This is a genomic window from Alphaproteobacteria bacterium RIFCSPHIGHO2_01_FULL_41_14, assembly GCA_001767855.1.
GTDB lineage: Bacteria > Pseudomonadota > Alphaproteobacteria > UBA7879 > UBA5542 > 2-01-FULL-41-14.
In genome coordinates this window covers 557,419-575,313 of the sequence record MEMF01000002.1, presented here as the reverse complement: position 1 = coordinate 575,313, position 17,895 = coordinate 557,419, and the positions used below count along the sequence as shown (strand labels likewise).

At 43.8% G+C, this 17,895-nt stretch carries 16 protein-coding genes, 1 tRNA gene and 1 other RNA gene; 4 read left to right on the top strand and 14 right to left on the bottom strand.

Annotated elements, in window-relative coordinates; translation table 11 throughout:
* Nucleotides 1-8: 8 nt before the first annotated feature.
* The 5 genes from A2621_02855 to ffs form a co-directional block, all read right to left on the bottom strand.
* The gene (locus tag A2621_02855) at nucleotides 9-248 is read right to left on the bottom strand and encodes a hypothetical protein (GenBank protein ID OFW89810.1); all 240 of its coding nucleotides are present in this window, start codon (nucleotides 246-248) and stop codon (nucleotides 9-11) included.
* 280 nt (nucleotides 249-528) lie between these two features.
* A complete protein-coding gene (locus A2621_02850; protein OFW89809.1) occupies nucleotides 529-1,128 on the bottom strand; it encodes a recombination protein RecR in 600 nt (199 codons plus the stop codon).
* A 3-nt stretch (nucleotides 1,129-1,131) separates the two neighbouring features.
* Entirely contained in the window at nucleotides 1,132-1,452 is a 321-nt protein-coding gene (locus A2621_02845) for a nucleoid-associated protein, YbaB/EbfC family (GenBank protein ID OFW89808.1), read from the bottom strand.
* A gap of 20 nt (nucleotides 1,453-1,472) precedes the next feature.
* Nucleotides 1,473-3,044 carry a DNA polymerase III, subunit gamma and tau gene (locus A2621_02840; protein OFW89807.1) on the bottom strand — a complete coding sequence of 524 codons (1,572 nt, stop codon included), beginning with the start codon at nucleotides 3,042-3,044 and terminating at the stop codon, nucleotides 1,473-1,475.
* Nucleotides 3,045-3,063: 19 nt separating this feature from the next.
* Nucleotides 3,064-3,162: signal recognition particle sRNA small type (gene ffs, locus A2621_02835), an RNA gene on the bottom strand.
* A 193-nt stretch (nucleotides 3,163-3,355) separates the two neighbouring features.
* On the opposite strand from ffs, the gene A2621_02830 reads away from it, so the two are divergent.
* Nucleotides 3,356-3,556 carry a hypothetical protein gene (locus A2621_02830; protein OFW89806.1) on the top strand — a complete coding sequence of 67 codons (201 nt, stop codon included), beginning with the start codon at nucleotides 3,356-3,358 and terminating at the stop codon, nucleotides 3,554-3,556.
* Between the two features lie 203 nt (nucleotides 3,557-3,759).
* On the opposite strand, the gene A2621_02825 is transcribed toward A2621_02830, so the two are convergent.
* The 9 genes from A2621_02825 to A2621_02785 all read right to left on the bottom strand — a co-directional run bounded on the left by A2621_02825 (nucleotide 3,760) and on the right by A2621_02785 (nucleotide 13,915).
* Complete coding sequence (locus A2621_02825; protein ID OFW89805.1) at nucleotides 3,760-4,953, bottom strand: acetyl-CoA acetyltransferase; 1,194 nt, start codon at nucleotides 4,951-4,953, stop codon at nucleotides 3,760-3,762.
* 9 nt (nucleotides 4,954-4,962) lie between these two features.
* A complete protein-coding gene (locus tag A2621_02820) occupies nucleotides 4,963-6,342 on the bottom strand; it encodes a magnesium transporter (GenBank protein ID OFW89804.1) in 1,380 nt (459 codons plus the stop codon).
* A 39-nt stretch (nucleotides 6,343-6,381) separates the two neighbouring features.
* Nucleotides 6,382-6,468, bottom strand: a tRNA-Leu gene (locus tag A2621_02815).
* 65 nt (nucleotides 6,469-6,533) lie between these two features.
* Nucleotides 6,534-8,174, bottom strand: a complete 1,641-nt coding sequence (locus A2621_02810; protein ID OFW90126.1) for a hypothetical protein — start codon at nucleotides 8,172-8,174, stop codon at nucleotides 6,534-6,536.
* Between the two features lie 22 nt (nucleotides 8,175-8,196).
* Complete coding sequence (locus tag A2621_02805; protein OFW89803.1) at nucleotides 8,197-8,883, bottom strand: biotin--[acetyl-CoA-carboxylase] ligase; 687 nt, start codon at nucleotides 8,881-8,883, stop codon at nucleotides 8,197-8,199.
* Nucleotides 8,884-8,931: 48 nt separating this feature from the next.
* Nucleotides 8,932-10,404: a hypothetical protein gene (locus A2621_02800; GenBank protein OFW89802.1), complete on the bottom strand. Its 1,473-nt coding sequence runs from the start codon at nucleotides 10,402-10,404 to the stop codon at nucleotides 8,932-8,934.
* Nucleotides 10,394-11,905 carry a hypothetical protein gene (locus tag A2621_02795; GenBank protein ID OFW89801.1) on the bottom strand — a complete coding sequence of 504 codons (1,512 nt, stop codon included), beginning with the start codon at nucleotides 11,903-11,905 and terminating at the stop codon, nucleotides 10,394-10,396. The genes A2621_02800 and A2621_02795 overlap by 11 nt, the downstream gene beginning before the upstream one ends.
* A gap of 2 nt (nucleotides 11,906-11,907) precedes the next feature.
* Nucleotides 11,908-13,686, bottom strand: coding sequence for a hypothetical protein (locus tag A2621_02790; protein ID OFW89800.1), 1,779 nt, complete (start codon nucleotides 13,684-13,686; stop codon nucleotides 11,908-11,910).
* Nucleotides 13,673-13,915: a hypothetical protein gene (locus tag A2621_02785; protein ID OFW89799.1), complete on the bottom strand. Its 243-nt coding sequence runs from the start codon at nucleotides 13,913-13,915 to the stop codon at nucleotides 13,673-13,675. The genes A2621_02790 and A2621_02785 overlap by 14 nt, the downstream gene beginning before the upstream one ends.
* Before the next feature lie 428 nt (nucleotides 13,916-14,343).
* Here A2621_02785 and A2621_02780 point away from each other — a divergent pair, with 428 nt between their 5' ends.
* The 3 genes from A2621_02780 to A2621_02770 all read left to right on the top strand — a co-directional run bounded on the left by A2621_02780 (nucleotide 14,344) and on the right by A2621_02770 (nucleotide 17,894).
* Nucleotides 14,344-15,111 (top strand): NAD kinase, encoded by a 768-nt coding sequence (locus A2621_02780; GenBank protein ID OFW89798.1) that lies wholly within the window; start codon nucleotides 14,344-14,346, stop codon nucleotides 15,109-15,111.
* Between the two features lie 41 nt (nucleotides 15,112-15,152).
* Nucleotides 15,153-17,141, top strand: a complete 1,989-nt coding sequence (locus A2621_02775; protein ID OFW89797.1) for a DNA topoisomerase IV subunit B — start codon at nucleotides 15,153-15,155, stop codon at nucleotides 17,139-17,141.
* 105 nt (nucleotides 17,142-17,246) lie between these two features.
* The gene (locus A2621_02770; GenBank protein OFW89796.1) at nucleotides 17,247-17,894 is read left to right on the top strand and encodes a hypothetical protein; all 648 of its coding nucleotides are present in this window, start codon (nucleotides 17,247-17,249) and stop codon (nucleotides 17,892-17,894) included.
* The last annotated feature ends 1 nt before the right edge of the window (nucleotide 17,895 follow it).

Genomic DNA, 17,895 nt, shown 5'->3' with positions numbered 1-17,895 from the left:
TCCTGTTCTTAGTCGGCTTTCTCAATATGATAAGACGTGTTGAAATTATCCTGGATGGTATCGCCTTCCACAACTTCCCCCTGAGACACCGCTTCCAGAGGATGCAACCCCACACTGCATCCCCGACTGTCCCAAACGCAGTTTTTGACGGCTTCACAAGCGCTTTGATATTTTTGCACCCGACAGGCGCCGGAAAAACAGTTGATAAAGCTCAACACCACCATCAAAAAACTAAAAAGATATATCATGATTTATTTTCCCTTTGTCTCATCGTTACTCTGTCGTTTTTGGTGTATCATAGTTCGTTATCGGCGCAAAAGTAGTTCCTAAAACATAAGCGTTTGCATTGTAATTAAATCCGCGAGGCCCCACTTCACACACCTTCTTATCCTTATTCCATCGGCAGGGCGTAAAATAATTACACGTATAATCCTGGGTAAAAACATCGCATCCCTTGGCTGAGCTGAGTAAAAAAAGTCCAAAAAGAACGATGATATAAAAATGAATGCACTTCATTGATTCTCCGTGTTAAATAGGCAATCTGGCTTTCAAGGCAGCAGAGATGGTCCCATCATCTAGATAGTCTAACTCACCCCCCACTGGAACACCATGGGCGATACGCGTTACTTTTATATTATAATTTTTTAATTTATCAGATAAGTAGTGGGCGGTGGTCTGCCCTTCTAGGGTAGCGCTCAGCGCAATGATCACTTCTCCCACAGGACCTTTCTGGACTCGAGCCATGAGTTTTCCAATGGTTAATTGGTCAGGGCCTATCCCATCTAAGGCAGACAAGACACCTCCTAGCACATGATAATGACCTTTATAGCTGCCCGACCGTTCCATGGCCCAGAGATCATCCACATCCCCCACCACACAAAGAGAAGAGGCATCTCGACGATTAGACTGACACAAACTGCATATCTCAGAGGTATCTAAATTACCGCAGGTTTGGCAAATTTTGACCATTTGCGCCACATCCCAAAGGCTTTTGTACAAAGGTTCAAGCGCACTTGTTTTATTTTTAATCAGATACAGCGCGGCTCGTCGCCCCGACCGTGGCCCAAGCCCTGGCAAGCGCGCGAGAAGTTGAATCAGTTTTTGTATCTCGGTACTTTGCACAAAAATTCCTTAAAACGGCAATCCCATCCCAGGGGGCAACTTCATGTTCCCTGTCACCTTCGCCATTTCCTTTTGGCTTTCTTCATCGGCTTTTTTCTTACCATCATTATAGGCCGCCACCAGCAAATCTTCTAACATCTCCACATCCTCAGGAGTCGTCACACTGGGATCTATCTTAAAATTTTTTGGCACACCTTTTCCATTTAAAAAAACCTTCACCATCCCCCCGCCCGATACGCCTTCCACTTCCAGCGCCTCGATTTTCTTCTCAGCTTCGGCCATTCTGGCCTGCATCTCTTTGGCTTGCTTCATCATATTGCCAAGGTTCATCTAAAACTCCTTTATTTTGTTTACTTCACAACAACTTGAGCGCCTGGGAAAAGCTCGGATATTTTCTTTGCTTCCTCCGTTGACAACGCGTCTTTTTCCCGCTTTTCTCTGGCCAAAGCCCTTTGCACCCCTAACGACTCTTGACCCTTTTCTGTCACCAACTCCACCAGCCACGAGGCCCCTGTGCACTCGGACAGAAATTTGGCCACCTTCGGCTGTAAGTTGGGTGTACTCTCACGAAGCTGATTGAGCTTGATTGCTCCCGGCCGAAAATCCACCAACCCCACATCATTCGTTAAGTAGTCCACAATAATAGGTTCCCGTTTCTTTTCAAACAGTTGAATCACATCCTCAAACGTTTTAGGCATCCCGTCCGACCGAAAGGAAGTAACGAGCCTCTCGGGCGACACGACCGGCGAAGACACAGCAGATACCGGAGAGAGAGATGAAGAAACAAGCGAGGGGATTTCTCCTCTGTTTTCTTTGCCTACCATGCCTTGAATATGCATGGCCCGAATCAAAATGACTTCTAAGTTTTCTAATGGCATGGTGGATGCCTTCATTTCTTCGGCCCCCTTCATCAATACCTGCCACACCAACATCAAACTTTTAGGCTCAATCTTTTCTGCTAAGGCTTGAAGTTTATTGCCCTCCGCACTTACGGCACCGCTGACTTTAAAGGAGAGGGTCTGATAGGTTGTCCCCAACAAATCTTGAAGAATAATGTCAGGGTCTGCCCCCTCCTCGTAGAGTGTCTTTGTGGCCTCCAGACATTCCCTTACCAACCCCCTCATCAGGCAGTTAAAAACGGTGGCTATTTTTTCCCTGTCCGCGAGCCCTAGCATCTCTTGAACGGTGGAGACTGTTATTTTGTTGTCTGTCACTTTCACAATGGCTTGCTCGAGAATAGAGAGTCCATCCCGAACCGACCCTCCTGCCGCACGCGCGATACATTCCAACGCTTCCATTTCAAATTGGACACCTTCCTTCTGCAGAATATTTTGAAAATGGGTCAGGAGAACATCCACAGGGATACGACGCAAGTCAAACCGCTGACAGCGCGACAAGATAGTTAGAGGAACTTTTCGAATTTCCGTGGTGGCAAAGATAAACTTCACATGGGGCGGGGGTTCCTCTAGCGTTTTTAACAGCGAGTTAAAAGCATTCTTAGAAAGCATGTGCACTTCATCGATGATGTAGATCTTGTATCGACCCATCACAGGCTTATAGCTAATTCCCTCCATCAGCTGGCGCATATCATCCACCCCTGTGCGCGTAGCCGCATCTACCTCAATCACGTCCACATGGCGATCTTCAGCAATCATTTGGCACTGATCACAAACCCCACATGGCTCTGAAGTGGGCTGCCCTGTGCCATCTACCCCCACACAATTTAAGGCACGGGCAATAAGGCGGGCTATCGTGGTTTTTCCCACCCCCCGAATACCCGTTAAAACAAACGCATGGGCCAAGCGGCCCGATTCAATGGCGTTTTTCAGAGTTTGGGTCAAGGCTTCTTGGCCAATGAGTTCCGAGAATTTGGTGGGGCGTGTCGTGCGGGCCAGAACCTGATAATTTATATGGTGTGTCATGAATCCCCGACAATGATTATAAAAAAGGCTGGACCACGACCCAGATGAAATCTGCTGCGGCTGCTTTCTTCCGAATCTGACCGGGTTCACAAATCAACCTGTCCATGGCCAGCCCACTAGAGTTATACCATGTTTAAAAAAAACAAAAAAGCCGGAAAATAGACCTCTGGTTTTTGTGTAAACCCCCTGATCTCCTCCCATGACACAGGTTATAGATATACGATTGTTTAAATTTTTCATATTTTCAATTTGATCCATATCAGAGTATTGTAGTAGTTGTGTAGATGGTGATAATTTTAAGGAGAATAATCATGAAGTTTTTAACCCCCTTTCTTTTTGCCACTCTGATAGGCTTCTTGTCCTGCTTTACCCTTCAATCTGCTCCAGATTCTGAACCCAGAGAAGATCTGGAAAGCCGCCCCCTGAGAGCTCCTACGGGCGAAAATCATGCCAACATGGTCCGGCGTTTAAAAGCCAGAGGAGTATATGAGTTTTACTGCAAAGCTGGATGATCTAAGTAAAATAGAAAATCCCTATATTGTCGCTGAAATTTCACAGATTTTAAATTATTTTTGGATTAAAGAGAATGAAAATACAGAGGAAATTAAATCACTGTTGTCAGATCATTAAGTGAAATTACTTTTATAATTTTGCCCTGACTCTTGTTTATATAAGGATTAAGGCGCGTATAAAATTAAAAAATAACGAAGTGCTTTCACGAGGATATAGCAGCCTCCACCGCAATCGCCAACGCCTCGCCCCCACCAATACAAATGGCGGCAATTCCTTTTTTCTTACCAGTCCGCTCGAGAGCATTCAACAGCGTCACAACGATCCGGGCGCCAGAAGCCCCGATGGGATGACCAATAGCACACGCGCCTCCATGGATATTTATTTTTTCCAGAGGGATAGAAAGCTCTTTAGCTGCCGCCATGGGCACCACCGCAAAAGCTTCATTAATCTCGAACAAATCAACCTCATCAACCGTCCAATTAGCGCTCTTTAAGGTCTTACGAATGGCTTCAAGGGGGGCGAGCGTAAACCATTTGGGTTCTTGACTATGGCTAGCACCCGCCACAATACGCGCCCGCACCCCAAGCCCCAAATGATTGGCGGTTTCCGCTCGCATCATCAATATAGCCGCTGCTCCATCGGCAATGCCGCTGGCTGAGGCTGCCGTAATGGTTCCCTTTTCTTGAAACACCGGTTTCAAATGAAGGATTTTTTCCACCGTCGCCCGCCCGAGGTTTTCATCTGTCTGAAGCTCAGAAATCCCATTTGGCGTTTGCACTGTCAGAGGAACGATCTCCCGGTCAAAAGCTCCGTTTTTAGAGGCTTCTTGCGCACGTTCCAGAGACCTAATGGCAAAACGGTCTTGATCTTCCCGCGAAAACCCATATTTGGCCGCCGTGGCTTCGGCAAAGATTCCCATGGGGGTCTTCTTTTGGTAAGCATCTTCGAGCCCATCCAAAAATAGATGATCCGCAAAAGGTTCTGTTTCAGCAGGCTGGCCTTTTTTCGCCCGACGCAACAAGAGCGGCGCGTTACTCATGCTCTCCATCCCCCCCGCAACCACAACGTCTAGGGCTTCTGTCTCTAAACAGAGAGATCCAATCAAAATGGTCTCCATGCCAGAGCCACACACTTTATTGATAGTTGTGGCCGGAACGGACACAGGAAGACCTGCCTTTATAGCCGCTTGGCGCGCCGGTGCCTGCCCTACCCCCGCAGACAACACACATCCCATTGCCACGCCGTTAACGCATGCAGGATCCGCTTTCGTCATCCCCAACAGGCCTCTGATGGCCACCGCCCCCAGCTCAGGCGCTGAAAGCCGGGAGAGCTGGCCGTTAAACACGCCTGTGGGGGTTCTCACCGCTCCCACAATAACAATGGACTTCTTGTTCATAAGACCCTCTTATAAAAACAAAGTGGCGAGCCCCAAGAATGAGGCAAAAGCCAACACATCAGACGTGGCTCCTAATAAAGGCCCTGCGCTCACCGCTGGATCAAGGCCCATTCTGGAAATCAAAATAGGGAACAAGACGCCACCCGCAGAGGCCCAACACATATTAAAAATAAGCGCGGCAGGGAGAATAAGGGCCATTTTAATATCCCCGAACCAAAAGAGGACAATTAAAGACAGGATGATAGAGAAAAAAACGGAATTCGCAACCCCAATCGCTGTTTCTTTCCACATGGTTTTCCAAGGGTTTACCGTATTGAAAACACGTGCCGCAAAGGCCCGAACGGTCACCGCCACAACTTGAGTTCCAGATGCACTTCCCATGGCCGCAATAATGGTCATGAGCGCTGCTAAAGATCCCTTGCTTTCGATGGTGGTTTTATAATGCTCGATCACCCCTGCTGCCAAAAGCGCATTAACGAGACTCACCGCAAGCCATCCGATACGACGGCTTGACGTCACCAAAAACGGAGCGGTAAAGTCTGTCTCACTCACACCCGCCAATTGTAAAATATCTTTTTCAGCTTCTTCCTCGATAACGTCCACCACGTCATCACTGGTGATCATGCCAATAATACGGCCTGAATCATCTTCCACAGGGGCTGAGACGAGGTGATATTTTCGGAAGACATACGCCACTTCCTCTTGATCCATGATGGCTGGAATCGTTTTCACTTCCTGCTCCATAATCCCTTTCAGAGACGTGGAAGTAGGGTATCTCAGAATTTTGCTCAGCTGCACACTTCCCAAGACTTTATGCTTTGGGTTCACCACATAAATTTCATAGAAATCGTCTGGGATTGACGAGGAGGTTTGAATGTGCTTCATGGCATCCCCTACCTTCCAGAAAGAAGGAACAGCCACCAACTCCTGCTGCATGAGCCGTGCGGCTGAATGCTCTGGGTAAGAGGATACTTTTTCGTAACTTGCCCGCGCTGCCGCCGGAATGGTGGCTAAAATTTCCTCTTGTTGTTCAGGGCTCAGCTCATCGATCAAAGAAAAGGCGTCGTCACTTTCTAGTTCTGGTAATCTTTTTGCCAGCTGTTGAATCCCAATCAACTTAATCACTTCCTGTCGGATATGATCTGACAATTCTAGGATGACATCAAAGTTAAAATGAGATTCTATAAGACGAAAAAAATCTTCCCGTTCTTGAGGAGAGAGGTCTTGGATAATATTACTTAGATCTGCAGGATCTAGATCTTTAACCAAAAGTTTGAGTTTTTTCTTGCTTCGCGCCCGCAAGGCAGCCTGCACCGCCTCGGTAAGTTCAGGAGAAACTCCGTTCAAGACAGCTTCGGTCACTTCCATGGCATCGTGAAGATTTTCCATCAATTTTCCAGCGTGTAAACGATTAATTTCCCTGCATTTTGGTGCGGTCGAGAAGACTCGAACTTCCACAGTGTTACCACCACAGCGACCTCAACGCTGCGCGTCTACCAATTCCGCCACGACCGCACGGTTATAAATTCTTATCTTTTGGTGATACCACCTATACGGAGAAAGATCAAGGAATATGACCTCTAATACCGAATTATATGGGCAAGCACCACCGGTTTTTTATCCATTTCATTCTGGACTTTCCGTTGAATGGCAAGTCGGATTTTCTCATGCACCAAATCATCCTTGTTCCTTTCAGGAACAGTTAACGTTTCTAGCGCATAAATTATATCATCTACTGAAGCCGCTTTTAAATCGCCATCCACACTAATCCCGTTAAAAGTCAAGAGAGGTGTCCCCATGAGTCTGTTCTCTTCATCAAACGTCACAACCACAGACGCCACTCCATCTGTACTCAGACGATGACGCTCTTTAAATGAGCTATGCGTTAAAGAAAGTACACGATTTCCATCTAATGCCAATCGGCCATTGGGCACTTCTGCCACAATCTCCGCACCCGTGTGTGTCATCTCAATCAATGTTCCATTTTCTGGGATCACCACATTGGGAACACCGTTCTTCTTAGCCAAACGCCCCTGCTCCACCATGTGCACCAACTCTCCATGCACAGGAATAAGAGTTTTCGGACGAATCCATTTGTACATCTGAGTCAAATCATTACGACTGGGATGACCAGACACGTGGATTTCTTCATTGCGCCCATGCACGACCTTTACACCCAACTTGGTGATTTTATTTTTCAAAGCAATGATAGATTTTTCATTTCCCGGGATGACTCGGGAGGAAAAGATAACCACATCCCCTTGAGTCATTTTAATATCCGAATGCATATCGGAGGCAATGCGGTTTAATGCCGCCCGTATCTCTCCTTGGCTTCCCGAACACAGATACAAAATCTTCTTTCGGGACATGTCTTTGGCTTTATTCATTAACACAAATGGTGGCGTATTATTTAGATATCCTAACTTCCGAGCAATTTCATTAATCTTATTAAATCCCCGCCCTACAATGACAACCTGGCGACCATGACGTTGAGCCGCAAGCGCAATTGTTTCCAACCGCGCCAAGTTAGATGCAAAACAACTGACGAATATAGCCTCTTCTTTGTAAGTTCCAATCATTTCTATCAGATTTTGCCGTACATCGTCTTCCGAGCCTGAATCTCCTTCACAAAAGACATTGGTGGAATCGCAGACCAAGACATCCACACCCTCATCACCTATTTTTTCTAGCTGGTCTTCCTCGATGGGTTTTCCCACCAAAGGTTTATGGTCAATCTTCCAGTCTCCTGTATGAAAAACAGTCGCAGCTTCCGTCTTTATTAAGACGCCATTGGGTTCGGGTACAGAGTGAGTTAAGGTTATCATTCGAATGTCAAAAGGGCCTATTTTTGTGGTTCCCTCTAAGGGAATCTCATGAAGGTATCCCTCTATATCTATTTGATGGTCATTCATTTTGTGACGAATCATTTCTGCCGTAAAAGGGGTGGCATACATAGGACACTTGAATTTTTCCCATAAATAAGGAATGGCTCCAATATGATCCTCATGTCCATGAGTCAACAATAGCCCACACAGTTGATCCTTTTTTTCCACAATGTATTGGGGATTGGGCATCAACACTTCGATCCCTAATCGATCATTAAAAGTAATTCCCAGATCAACCATCAACCATTGGTTGTTAAATTCGTATAGATTTAAATTCATGCCAATTTCCCCCGATCCTCCCAAGGGGAGGAATCGCATTACATTATTCTTTGACATCTTTAAAAGTGCTCCTTTATTTTTAAGAATCAAAAAAAACTTCACCTGTATAGAAGGTCTTTTCAATCCCATCTTGGCAAACTAATATCAGTCCACCATTATCATTGATTGTTTTAAATATTCCCCGGATTGTTTCATTTCCAATGGAGAATTGAATAAACTCGTTAAGATCTATGGCTCGCTTCAGCCACAAAGTCCTGATGGCTAAAAATCCATGTGTAACCCATGATTCATAATAATGAAACATTTTTTCTATAAGCAAGTTTCTAAAATACTCCAGACTGGGGACAGTATCCATATAATCCATCAAGCAAGTGGAGGGAATGTGATCAGGATGAGAGATAAAATTAAGACCAATACCGATGCTTAAAAAAGAACGATCATTTTCTCCTTCTAAATATTCCAACAAAACACCCCCTACCTTTTTCTTTGAAATCAGAATGTCATTTGGCCATTTAAACTGGAAATTCAAAGAAGGATGAATTGTTTTGAGTACATCCCCTATAGCCACAGCAGTCAAAAACGATATATCTCCTCTTTTTTCCATTCCAAAAGGGAAAGGCAGAACGAACGTTCCAAAAAAATTCCCTCTTTCAGAAACCCACACCCGCTCTCTTTTTCCTCGGCCAGCATCTTGTGTATAAGACTGAATAAAGTGGGGCTGCCCCGTTTCTCCGTTTTTTTGAACCCAGATTTTCGCTAGATCCATAGTGCTGGAACAGCGGTCGTGTACTTCAATTGAACACGAAAGAGTCATTTATATTCCTTTAACAATTTCTTTTATAAAGTTTAGTGCCCCGTCCTGAAACAGAAAAAACCCAACAAGGATGAGAGGAGCGATGGTCCAAATTGTTCGCCACTCGTACGTTATACGAATGTCTGTTCCTTGATCCGAAAAATAGATGGCTCGAATAATATGAAAATATTGGAAAGAAGCAATGATCGTCAAAAACAACAAAGCACTCACGTAAATCCATCCACTTGGGATCAGACTTTTCAACACGTAAAGTTTACACCAAAACCCAGCCAAAGGAGGAACACTAGCCAAAGAGAGGAGTGTTAAAGATATCAAAAGCGTAAAGGCCGGGTGCTTGACCCCCAATCCTTTGGCCTGATCAATGGTGTCCAACATCTGGTCGTTCACGCTTAAATTAGACCAAAAAAAGAAGAAGACACTGGCACTCAACGTATAGACAACCCAATATAAAAGAGAGGCTTGGAGTCCTTCCACTATCCCGGAAGCAAGACCCAACAACACCATCCCTAGGTGAAACATGTAGTTATAAGAAAAAAAGCTGCGAATGTTGGTCTGGAACAAAGCCCCAATGGCTCCCCAGAGGCAAGAACAAAGGCCAACACAAAACAAAACGGGTTTCCACATGTCAATCAAACCAGAAAACCCTTCAAACAAAAGTCTCACCAATACAATGAAGACGGAAAAATAAATAGTGATCATAAAAGGAACTACTAAATTAGAAGAGGCCTCATAAAACCCTTTGATCCATAAATGAAAAGGAAAGGCGGCTAAGCGGAGCAAAAAAACAACAAAGATCATGAAAAACGCAATAACGATCCTTAAATCATCCCCCCCTTCTTGAACCGCAGTTTGACAAAAGAGAGCAATACTTTTGAGGTTTAAATCTCCTACTGCTCCATAAAATAGGGCTGCTCCAAACACAAAAAAAGATAAACAAATTCCATCTAAAATAAAGTATTTTGTCCCCCACATAACAGAAGCGGTCTTGTCCTCATAGAGACTTGTTGCCACCAGAACAGGCACTATTTGTAAGCTGAGCGCCACAAAAATACCCCCTAAATGAGAAGAGGATACAAGCAAGAAGGAACCCAGCATGGAAAATAATAAGAGCGAGGGGTACTCAAAAGACCTCATATTCTCTCGCTGAAAAGAACGGCGGATCCCTTTTGCCCCTAGCCCCAGCCAGGGAACTCCCAACATAAAAACAATGAGCTTCGACCCTACCGCCAATTTGTCAGATGAAAAAACCCCAAAGATAAGGGGCTCAGAATTTGTGGAATACCTCCACAAAAAGCCTAAAGATAGGATGCCCATCAGCAAAAAGGCGTAATAACCACCCCTTGATATAAAGGGAGCTAAGAAAGTTCCCTTATCTGTCACCAGCGCAGCGCGACGCAAATTGGTGAACAAAAGATAAAGCGCTAGGGAAAATAAAAGAACTTCTGGGAAAAACGAGAAATGATTAAGAGTCATTCTTGGCTTCTTTCTTAATCTGAACACTCTTTACCTGATCACAAATTCTGGCCGAAAAAGCTTTTGCGAAGTCTAAAGGAAATACGGGAAAAACTCCCACAAAAAACATCAAACAAATAAGGAAAACGGAAAGATTTTTCTCCCTCTGATCAAAGTCTTTTAACCCCCGCACCATGGCTTCTGTAATCATTCCGAAAATGATTCTTCTATAAAACCAAACAAGACATATACTGTACACTAATAATCCGAATACACTTATAATGCCTTCCGCCAAATGAATATGCGTGGACATGCCTCCGATCATTAAGAAGTTACCTATAAAGGAAACAGACCCCGGAATTCCTCCGAGGGCTAAGCATACGAAGAAAAGAGCGACTGAAAATTGTGGCATCACTTGTCCAATACCCCCATAGAACTTAATACGATCCGTATTAAGGCGCGCGTACAATAGGCCCATAATATAAAAGGCGGCAGGGAAAAGAAGCCCATGGATAAAAAGGTTAAAAACACCCCCTGTGGTTGCCACGAGACTCAAAGAAAAGACCCCCGCTAAAGCAAAAGAAACCTGCGAAATACTTAGATAGCCCAGAAAACGACGCACGTATTTTTGGGTATAAGCTGCAAACGCTGTGTAAAGAAATGAGGCTAAGAAGAGACCTTGCAACCAGGGGGCAAAAGCCTCTAAGGCGCGGGGGAATAAAAAAAGCACGAACCTTAAGATCCCATACACGCTTAAGTTTAAGGCGGCACCTGAAACGATCATGGAAATAGGGGATGAAGACTCGGCATAAGCATTTGGTAACCACGTATGAAAAGGAACAATGGGAACCTTTGTCATAAAGGAAATCAAGAACCCCCAGAACAACCAGACTTCCAATTGGTAAGGAAAAGTCCTCTCTAGAATTTCTGTGAAGGTAAAAGTACCTGTCACATCAAATATTTTTAAAAGAGCCACCAATAGAAAGACAGACCCCAACAACGTATGAAGCACACTTCTGAACGCAACATCAATCTTACTTTCCATATTCGTCATTCCGGCCAAGAAACAAATGGGAACCAAGACACTTTCAAAGAAAATATAAAAAGCGAGCATGTTTAAAGAACAAAAAGCGCCCAGAATCAATGTTTCTAAAATAAGAATCAGAGAAATGAAAAATTTCAAATTTTTAACTTCCCGGTCCCAAGATGCCACAATGGATAAAGGAAAAATAAGGGTTGTGAGAATCACAAACGGCAGAGACAATACATCTACCCCCACAAAATACTCTAACCCCAATTTCTCGGCAATCACGAGTCGATTTATAAATTGGAAGCCTGTTGTTTCAAAAGAGAAAAGAATCGCCAAAAGAACTGTCATACAAAACACAGTTCCCGTCACCCAAAGCCCAACGTATCGTGTGTTCATGGAGGACACACTTTTATCCACCATGGCAATAAAAAAAGATCCCAGAACAGGCAGGAAGATGATCAGGGAGAGGAGAGGAATTTCGGCTAAAATCATTTTTATTTCAACATGAGGAAAAGAAGTAAGCTTGAACAACTTAAAACTAAAAAAAACAAATAAAAGGAAAAAGTTTGCGTCTGAACCCAGAATATTAACCGATGTAGCCCATTTAAGCCGGATATGCTACCCACAAAAGCTTGTTGTTCGATTAAAAATTCGTCTACTTTTTCGGAAAGCACTGTTGAAATCCACTTGAACGTCTTGACCACACCAAAAGTATATAAAGTTTCTAGATACGCCTGCTTTAAAAACAACTGATATCCCCACCCTACATTTTTTTCTATGGTGCGTCTCATATTTTTAAATAAAAAAACAGTAACTCCGCTCAAAATAATACCGCTGCCTATAAAAAGGGAGGCTGTTATCCCGTGAGAAAAATCATTCTTCAAAAAGGGAGCTCTTACCGACAACCAAAAACAGACAGCCCCCCCCACAAGAGTCACTGCACTTAACACAAAAAAGAAGATCGTCCACAGCTGATCTGTTTCAATACTTTCCAGCGCTTCTCTTCTGACAAGGGAAGATTGGCACAACAAGAACGCAACCCTCCAAACCGACAAAGACAGCAAGAAGATTCCCCCTCCTATCACCCAGGATGCCCCCTCTGCGGAACCAAAGGCGATGACACCCATGACTCCCAACAAACCCGTATGACACACTGTTAAAAGAACTATTAATCCAACGAAGAGCCCTCTAGGAGAGCGGTTCAAAGAGGCTGTCCCTAGATGAAAAGGCTCTTTATTTTCTGAAGACAAAACCTTTTCTATCCCAAAAAGAATAAATTGCATCAGAGAAAGCCCCAACAAGCAGGCAAAAGCAATCTCATAAAACCCAAAGGTGGAGAAAGACAGAATCAATCCCCAATACGCAATGGTTATGTATGTCGTTACCCTTTTAAAGAGAGAATCCATCAAAGCCATCCCGATGGCAAAAACAAAGGTTGCTATCCCGAGGTACAGAGAAAGTGTTTTAAAAAAATCTACCTCTAAAAAATGCAATTTCCACAAAAGCACAAAAGCGGGAATACCAAAAAGAAAATTGGCCACAACAGAGAGAGAGAGAGCGGGAATCTCTGTGGAGCGCGACACCCAGGTATTTACTCCAAACTGGAACATCTTACAATAAATAGAAATAAAAAAACAAAGACCTATAAAGCTTTGGCGAATCGATCCCCACTGAGGATCTGAAAAACTAATGTCTCCGTAAGAAAAGAGCAACAGGCTCCCCCCAAGTAATAAAAAGATGGATCCGATTTTATCGTACAAAAAAGCTGTGAAAGCCGCCTGATTCGAGGCACTGCTTTCATAGCAAAAACCCAGAAGCAAGTACGCCACAATGCCCAAAAGCTCCCACCCCACAAAAAGAGGCAAAAAATAATCTGCAGAAATACTAATGAACGCTGCCAACAAGAAAAGATCCAAATACAAAAAAAGACGGGCTTGAGAGGCATCCTCCACAAATAAAAGACGTTTTATAAGCCCTTTTGAAAAGACGTTCAGCCACAAACATACTAAAAGGAAAACCGAAGAAATCTTGGTAAACGCTCCCCCCCAATGTAACTGCAGAGAATCAACAGAAATGAAAGACACCTTCCACGAGGAACTTAAAGGCACCCCGATAAACATTCCTGAAAAGGCAAGCGCCAGCAGGAAGGTACCGGTTAAATTAACATATAACAAATTGCCTTCATCCTCTTTTTTCCCTAAAAAATATTGAGATATTGAGAGGAAAAGAGGTGTCATAAATAAGAAAGATAAAAAGAAATTAAAAAAGTTCATCTTTCTTTTCCAATTCCACAAATGAGATTTGTCGTTTTTTATAAAGATTGAGAATAAGACCAATCCCTATAATGGTTTGAATAATAATAACACCCAAAAAGATAAGCGCAAAAGCCTGCCCTTTTAAGTTTTGCTGATATTTAGAAAAAACAACAAAAAGCAAAAGACCGGCTGCACAGGCAATTTCAGAGGCAAGGAACAGCGCAAGAATTTGGCGCCGATTTACCAATGCACCGTATACTCCGACAAAAAAAAGACCTATGCAAAGCGTTAGATAATGACCTAAAGATACTGATATCTGACATTCTCCATTTTAAGTATTTAAACTATACCCCATTACAGTAGACCAGTCTTGTGTATTTTGGCGAAAAAATCATGCAAGAATCGCATAAGAAACAAGACCATTGAACCATGGATTTTCTTCCATAAACAATCTATCAGTTAAATCATAGAGTAACCTCTAGCCAGTTCTGGGCGCAACGCCCAGAAGTTTGAGAACTTTGGTTCTTGAATTTTTACGTCACTTAGACGTAAAAGCCTCCCTGTTAGACTTTGTGGGGTGGGGTAAAACCCGCCCCATTTTTTATTTTTAAAATTCAGGACTGAAACCATATAAGGCTTTACGGTTATTTTAAATTATATTAGAAATAAAATCCCATGTTAAAAATTCATTTCATCGCCAATAAAACTCAAAAATCTCAGAAGTATCTCAAACTTCTGTTGCAAAAGTTTCCCCATCATTCTCTCGAAGACGCCTCCATTGTTGTGGTTCTAGGGGGCGATGGATTCCTACTACACACCCTACACACCCTTCCCTACTCCAAACATATTTATGGAATTAACTGTGGAGGGCTCGGGTTTTTAATGAACACCATCTTAGACTCTGAGCTTGATTCTTTAGACGATCTTATTTCTTCTAGCTATTCCGTCACCCTGTCTTCTCTCACCGCAGAAATTGAGGATAGTCACAACGTTAAAATGACGCGCCATGCCTTTAATGAAATTTCTTTAACGCGCGCGAGCGCCCAAGCTGCCCACATTGCTATCACCATCAATAATCACCAATATTTACAGAATTTGATTTGCGATGGCATCCTGGTCGCCACCCCAGCTGGAAGCACCGCCTACAATTATTCCGCCAATGGTCCTATTTTGCCTTTAGAAAGCAATGTATTGGCCTTAACCCCCATTTGCCCCTTCCGTCCCCGTCGATGGAAAGGCGCCGTCCTCAGTGATACCGCGGTTATCGAGATAGAGATTCACAACGAACAGAGCCGTCCCGTCTCCCTGGTGGCAGATTTCATAGAAATCAAAGATGTTAAAAAAGTCAGAATTTTTAAAGCTTCAAACAAAAAAGCCACACTGCTCTTTAACAAAGAAAACAATTTAGAACACAGAATGTTAAAAGAACAATTCAAACATTAGATACTCTTGCACCTAAAAAAAATATAACCCATAATCAAAGCATGTCCGATTTATTAGAAAAAATGGAAAAATCTCCTAAAAAGAGCCGTTCTCAGGAATACTCTGCCAAAGATATTGAGGTGTTGGAAGGCCTGGAGCCTGTCCGTCGACGCCCTGGAATGTATGTGGGGGGCACAGATGAGAAAGCACTCCATCACTTAGCCGCCGAAGTTCTGGACAATGCCATGGACGAAGTTGTGTCCGGTTTTTCTAACCACATAGAGATTCATTTGGCCAAAAATGGTTATTTAACCATCAAAGATAATGGACGCGGTATTCCCATAGACCCTCACCCCAAATTTCCTAAGCAATCGGCGTTAGAAGTTATTTTAACCACCCTGCACTCTGGCGGAAAATTCTCTGACAAAGTTTACCAAACCTCTGGAGGACTTCATGGAGTCGGTATCTCTGTGGTGAATGCGTTGTCCGAACATCTCCGCGTCGAGGTAACACGAGATGGTAAAATTTGGCACCAAAACTATGAAAAAGGACATCCCACCTCAAAGTTAACAGTTAAAAAAGAAGTGGGTAAAAAAGTAGAATCCAGCACCCTGATTTCCTTTAAACCTGATGCCGAAATTTTTGAAAAACATTCAGATTTTAAGGCATCCGTTCTCTATAAAATGGCACGTTCCCGGGCCTATCTTCACCGCGGCGTAGAAATCTTGTGGTCTTGCGATCCTGAAATCGCTGGGTCCACCCCCGAAACCGAGACGTTTCATTTTCCAGGCGGTATTTCCGATTTCTTACAAACTTTACTAGAAAAAAGGGAACTGATTACGCCCTCTTTCTTCCAAGGCGCCATGGATTTTCCCCACAAGGAAGGACGCATTGAGTGGGCTGTGGCTTGGGTCAGCAGAGGAGATGGTTCGTTTACATCTTATTGTAACACCATCGCCACCACCTTGGGCGGAACCCACGAGCAGGGATTCAGACATGCCCTCTTAAAGGGAATGAAAGAGTTCGGCGATTTTGCAAAAAACAAAAGGGCCTCGAAAATTACAGCAGATGATGTATTTTCGAAAAGTATCAGCGTTGTTTCTGTCTTCATTAAGGATCCCCAATTCCAAGGCCAAACCAAGGAAAAATTATCCAGCCCTAAAGCCACAAAACTTGTGGAAGCTGCTGTACGGGACCATTTTGACCATTGGCTGAGTGGCAATCCAGACATGGCTCATACCCTTTTAGATTCCATGATTGAATCCGCAGAGATGAGAGAACGTCAAAAACAGGAACGAGAAGAACTCAGAAAGACGCCCACCCAAAGATTGCGCTTGCCTGGAAAATTAGCCGATTGTTCTCAACAAACCAAAAACGGGACAGAGCTCTTCTTAGTGGAGGGTGACAGCGCGGGCGGATCCGCCAAAACAGCCCGAGATCGAGCAACCCAAGCCATCTTGCCTCTCCGTGGAAAGATTCTGAACGTTGCCCATACCACCACAGATAAAATCAAAAACAATCAAGAGATTTTCAATATTGAGCAGACTCTTGGCTGTGGCACACGCTCTGCCTACGACGAAGAACGGCTTCGGTACGAAAAGATCATCATCATGACCGATGCTGACGTGGATGGCGCGCACATTGCCTCTCTCTTAATGACCTATTTTTATAAAGAGATGCGCCCCATGATTGAAAATGGTCATCTTTATTTGGCCCAACCTCCCCTCTATCGCGTACACAATGGATCAAAGTCTGTTTATGTCCGCGACGATAAAGAAAAAGACTATGTTCTAAAAACAGAATTCAAAAATGCGGGTAAAGTTTCCATTAGCCGTTTCAAAGGCTTGGGTGAAATGGGCGCAGCTCAACTTCGCGAAACCACCATGGATAAAAACAAGCGCTCTCTTCTTCAAGTCAAGCTCTTTCATGTAAAGGATAAAACCCCGGAAGAACTGGAACTTTTCGTGGAAAATCTCATGGGGAAGAGACCCGAAACACGCTACGAGTTTATTCAACAAAACGCAAGTCTCGCAAAAAACATTGATATCTAAGGCTAAAATCCCATTTTTCTCTTGATCTTCAAGGCAAGAACGCGTAGAAAATCAGATATATGTTTTTTATTGAATGCCATGAGTATTGGTTAAGGAGACGTTAAAGTGACTGAAATCAGATCTCTCAGTTTGCAAGTGAGAAGTGAACTTGGAACAGGCCCCACACGAGCATTGCGCCTGACAGGTTATGTGCCTGTTTCTTTGTATGGAAAGAATCAGTCTCCCAAGAACATGTCTGTTGAAGAGCGCGTTCTTGTGAAAGAGATGAAAGAAAAAGGCTTTTCAAGCCACCTTTTCCAAGTGTCTGTAGACGGCGCTTCTAAGAAAGTTTTGATTAAGAGTGTTCAAAAACACCCTGTGAGTGATCGCCCTTTACACATTGATCTCATCACCGTAGACGTGGACAGCCGTATTCGCCTAGAAGTTAGCATTAAGATCTTAAATGAAGATAAAGCGCCAGGATTAAAGCAAGGAGGGCTTTTAAGTCTTCTGCGCCACTCCCTTCCCATCACCTGTTCGCCTGAATCTATTCCTGAGTTCATCGCCATTGATGTAGGTGGGATGAAGATTGGTTCTACCATCCACTTAGCTGATCTGACATTACCAGCCGGTGTGGAAGTTGAACACCCAGAGAGAATTGAAACAATTCTAACTCTGACTCAGCCAAAAGTTTCCTCAGAATCAGATGAATCTGCAGAAACTGCGCCTACAACAGTAGACGCGGCCCCTAACGACAGCAGCAAATCTGAGTAAC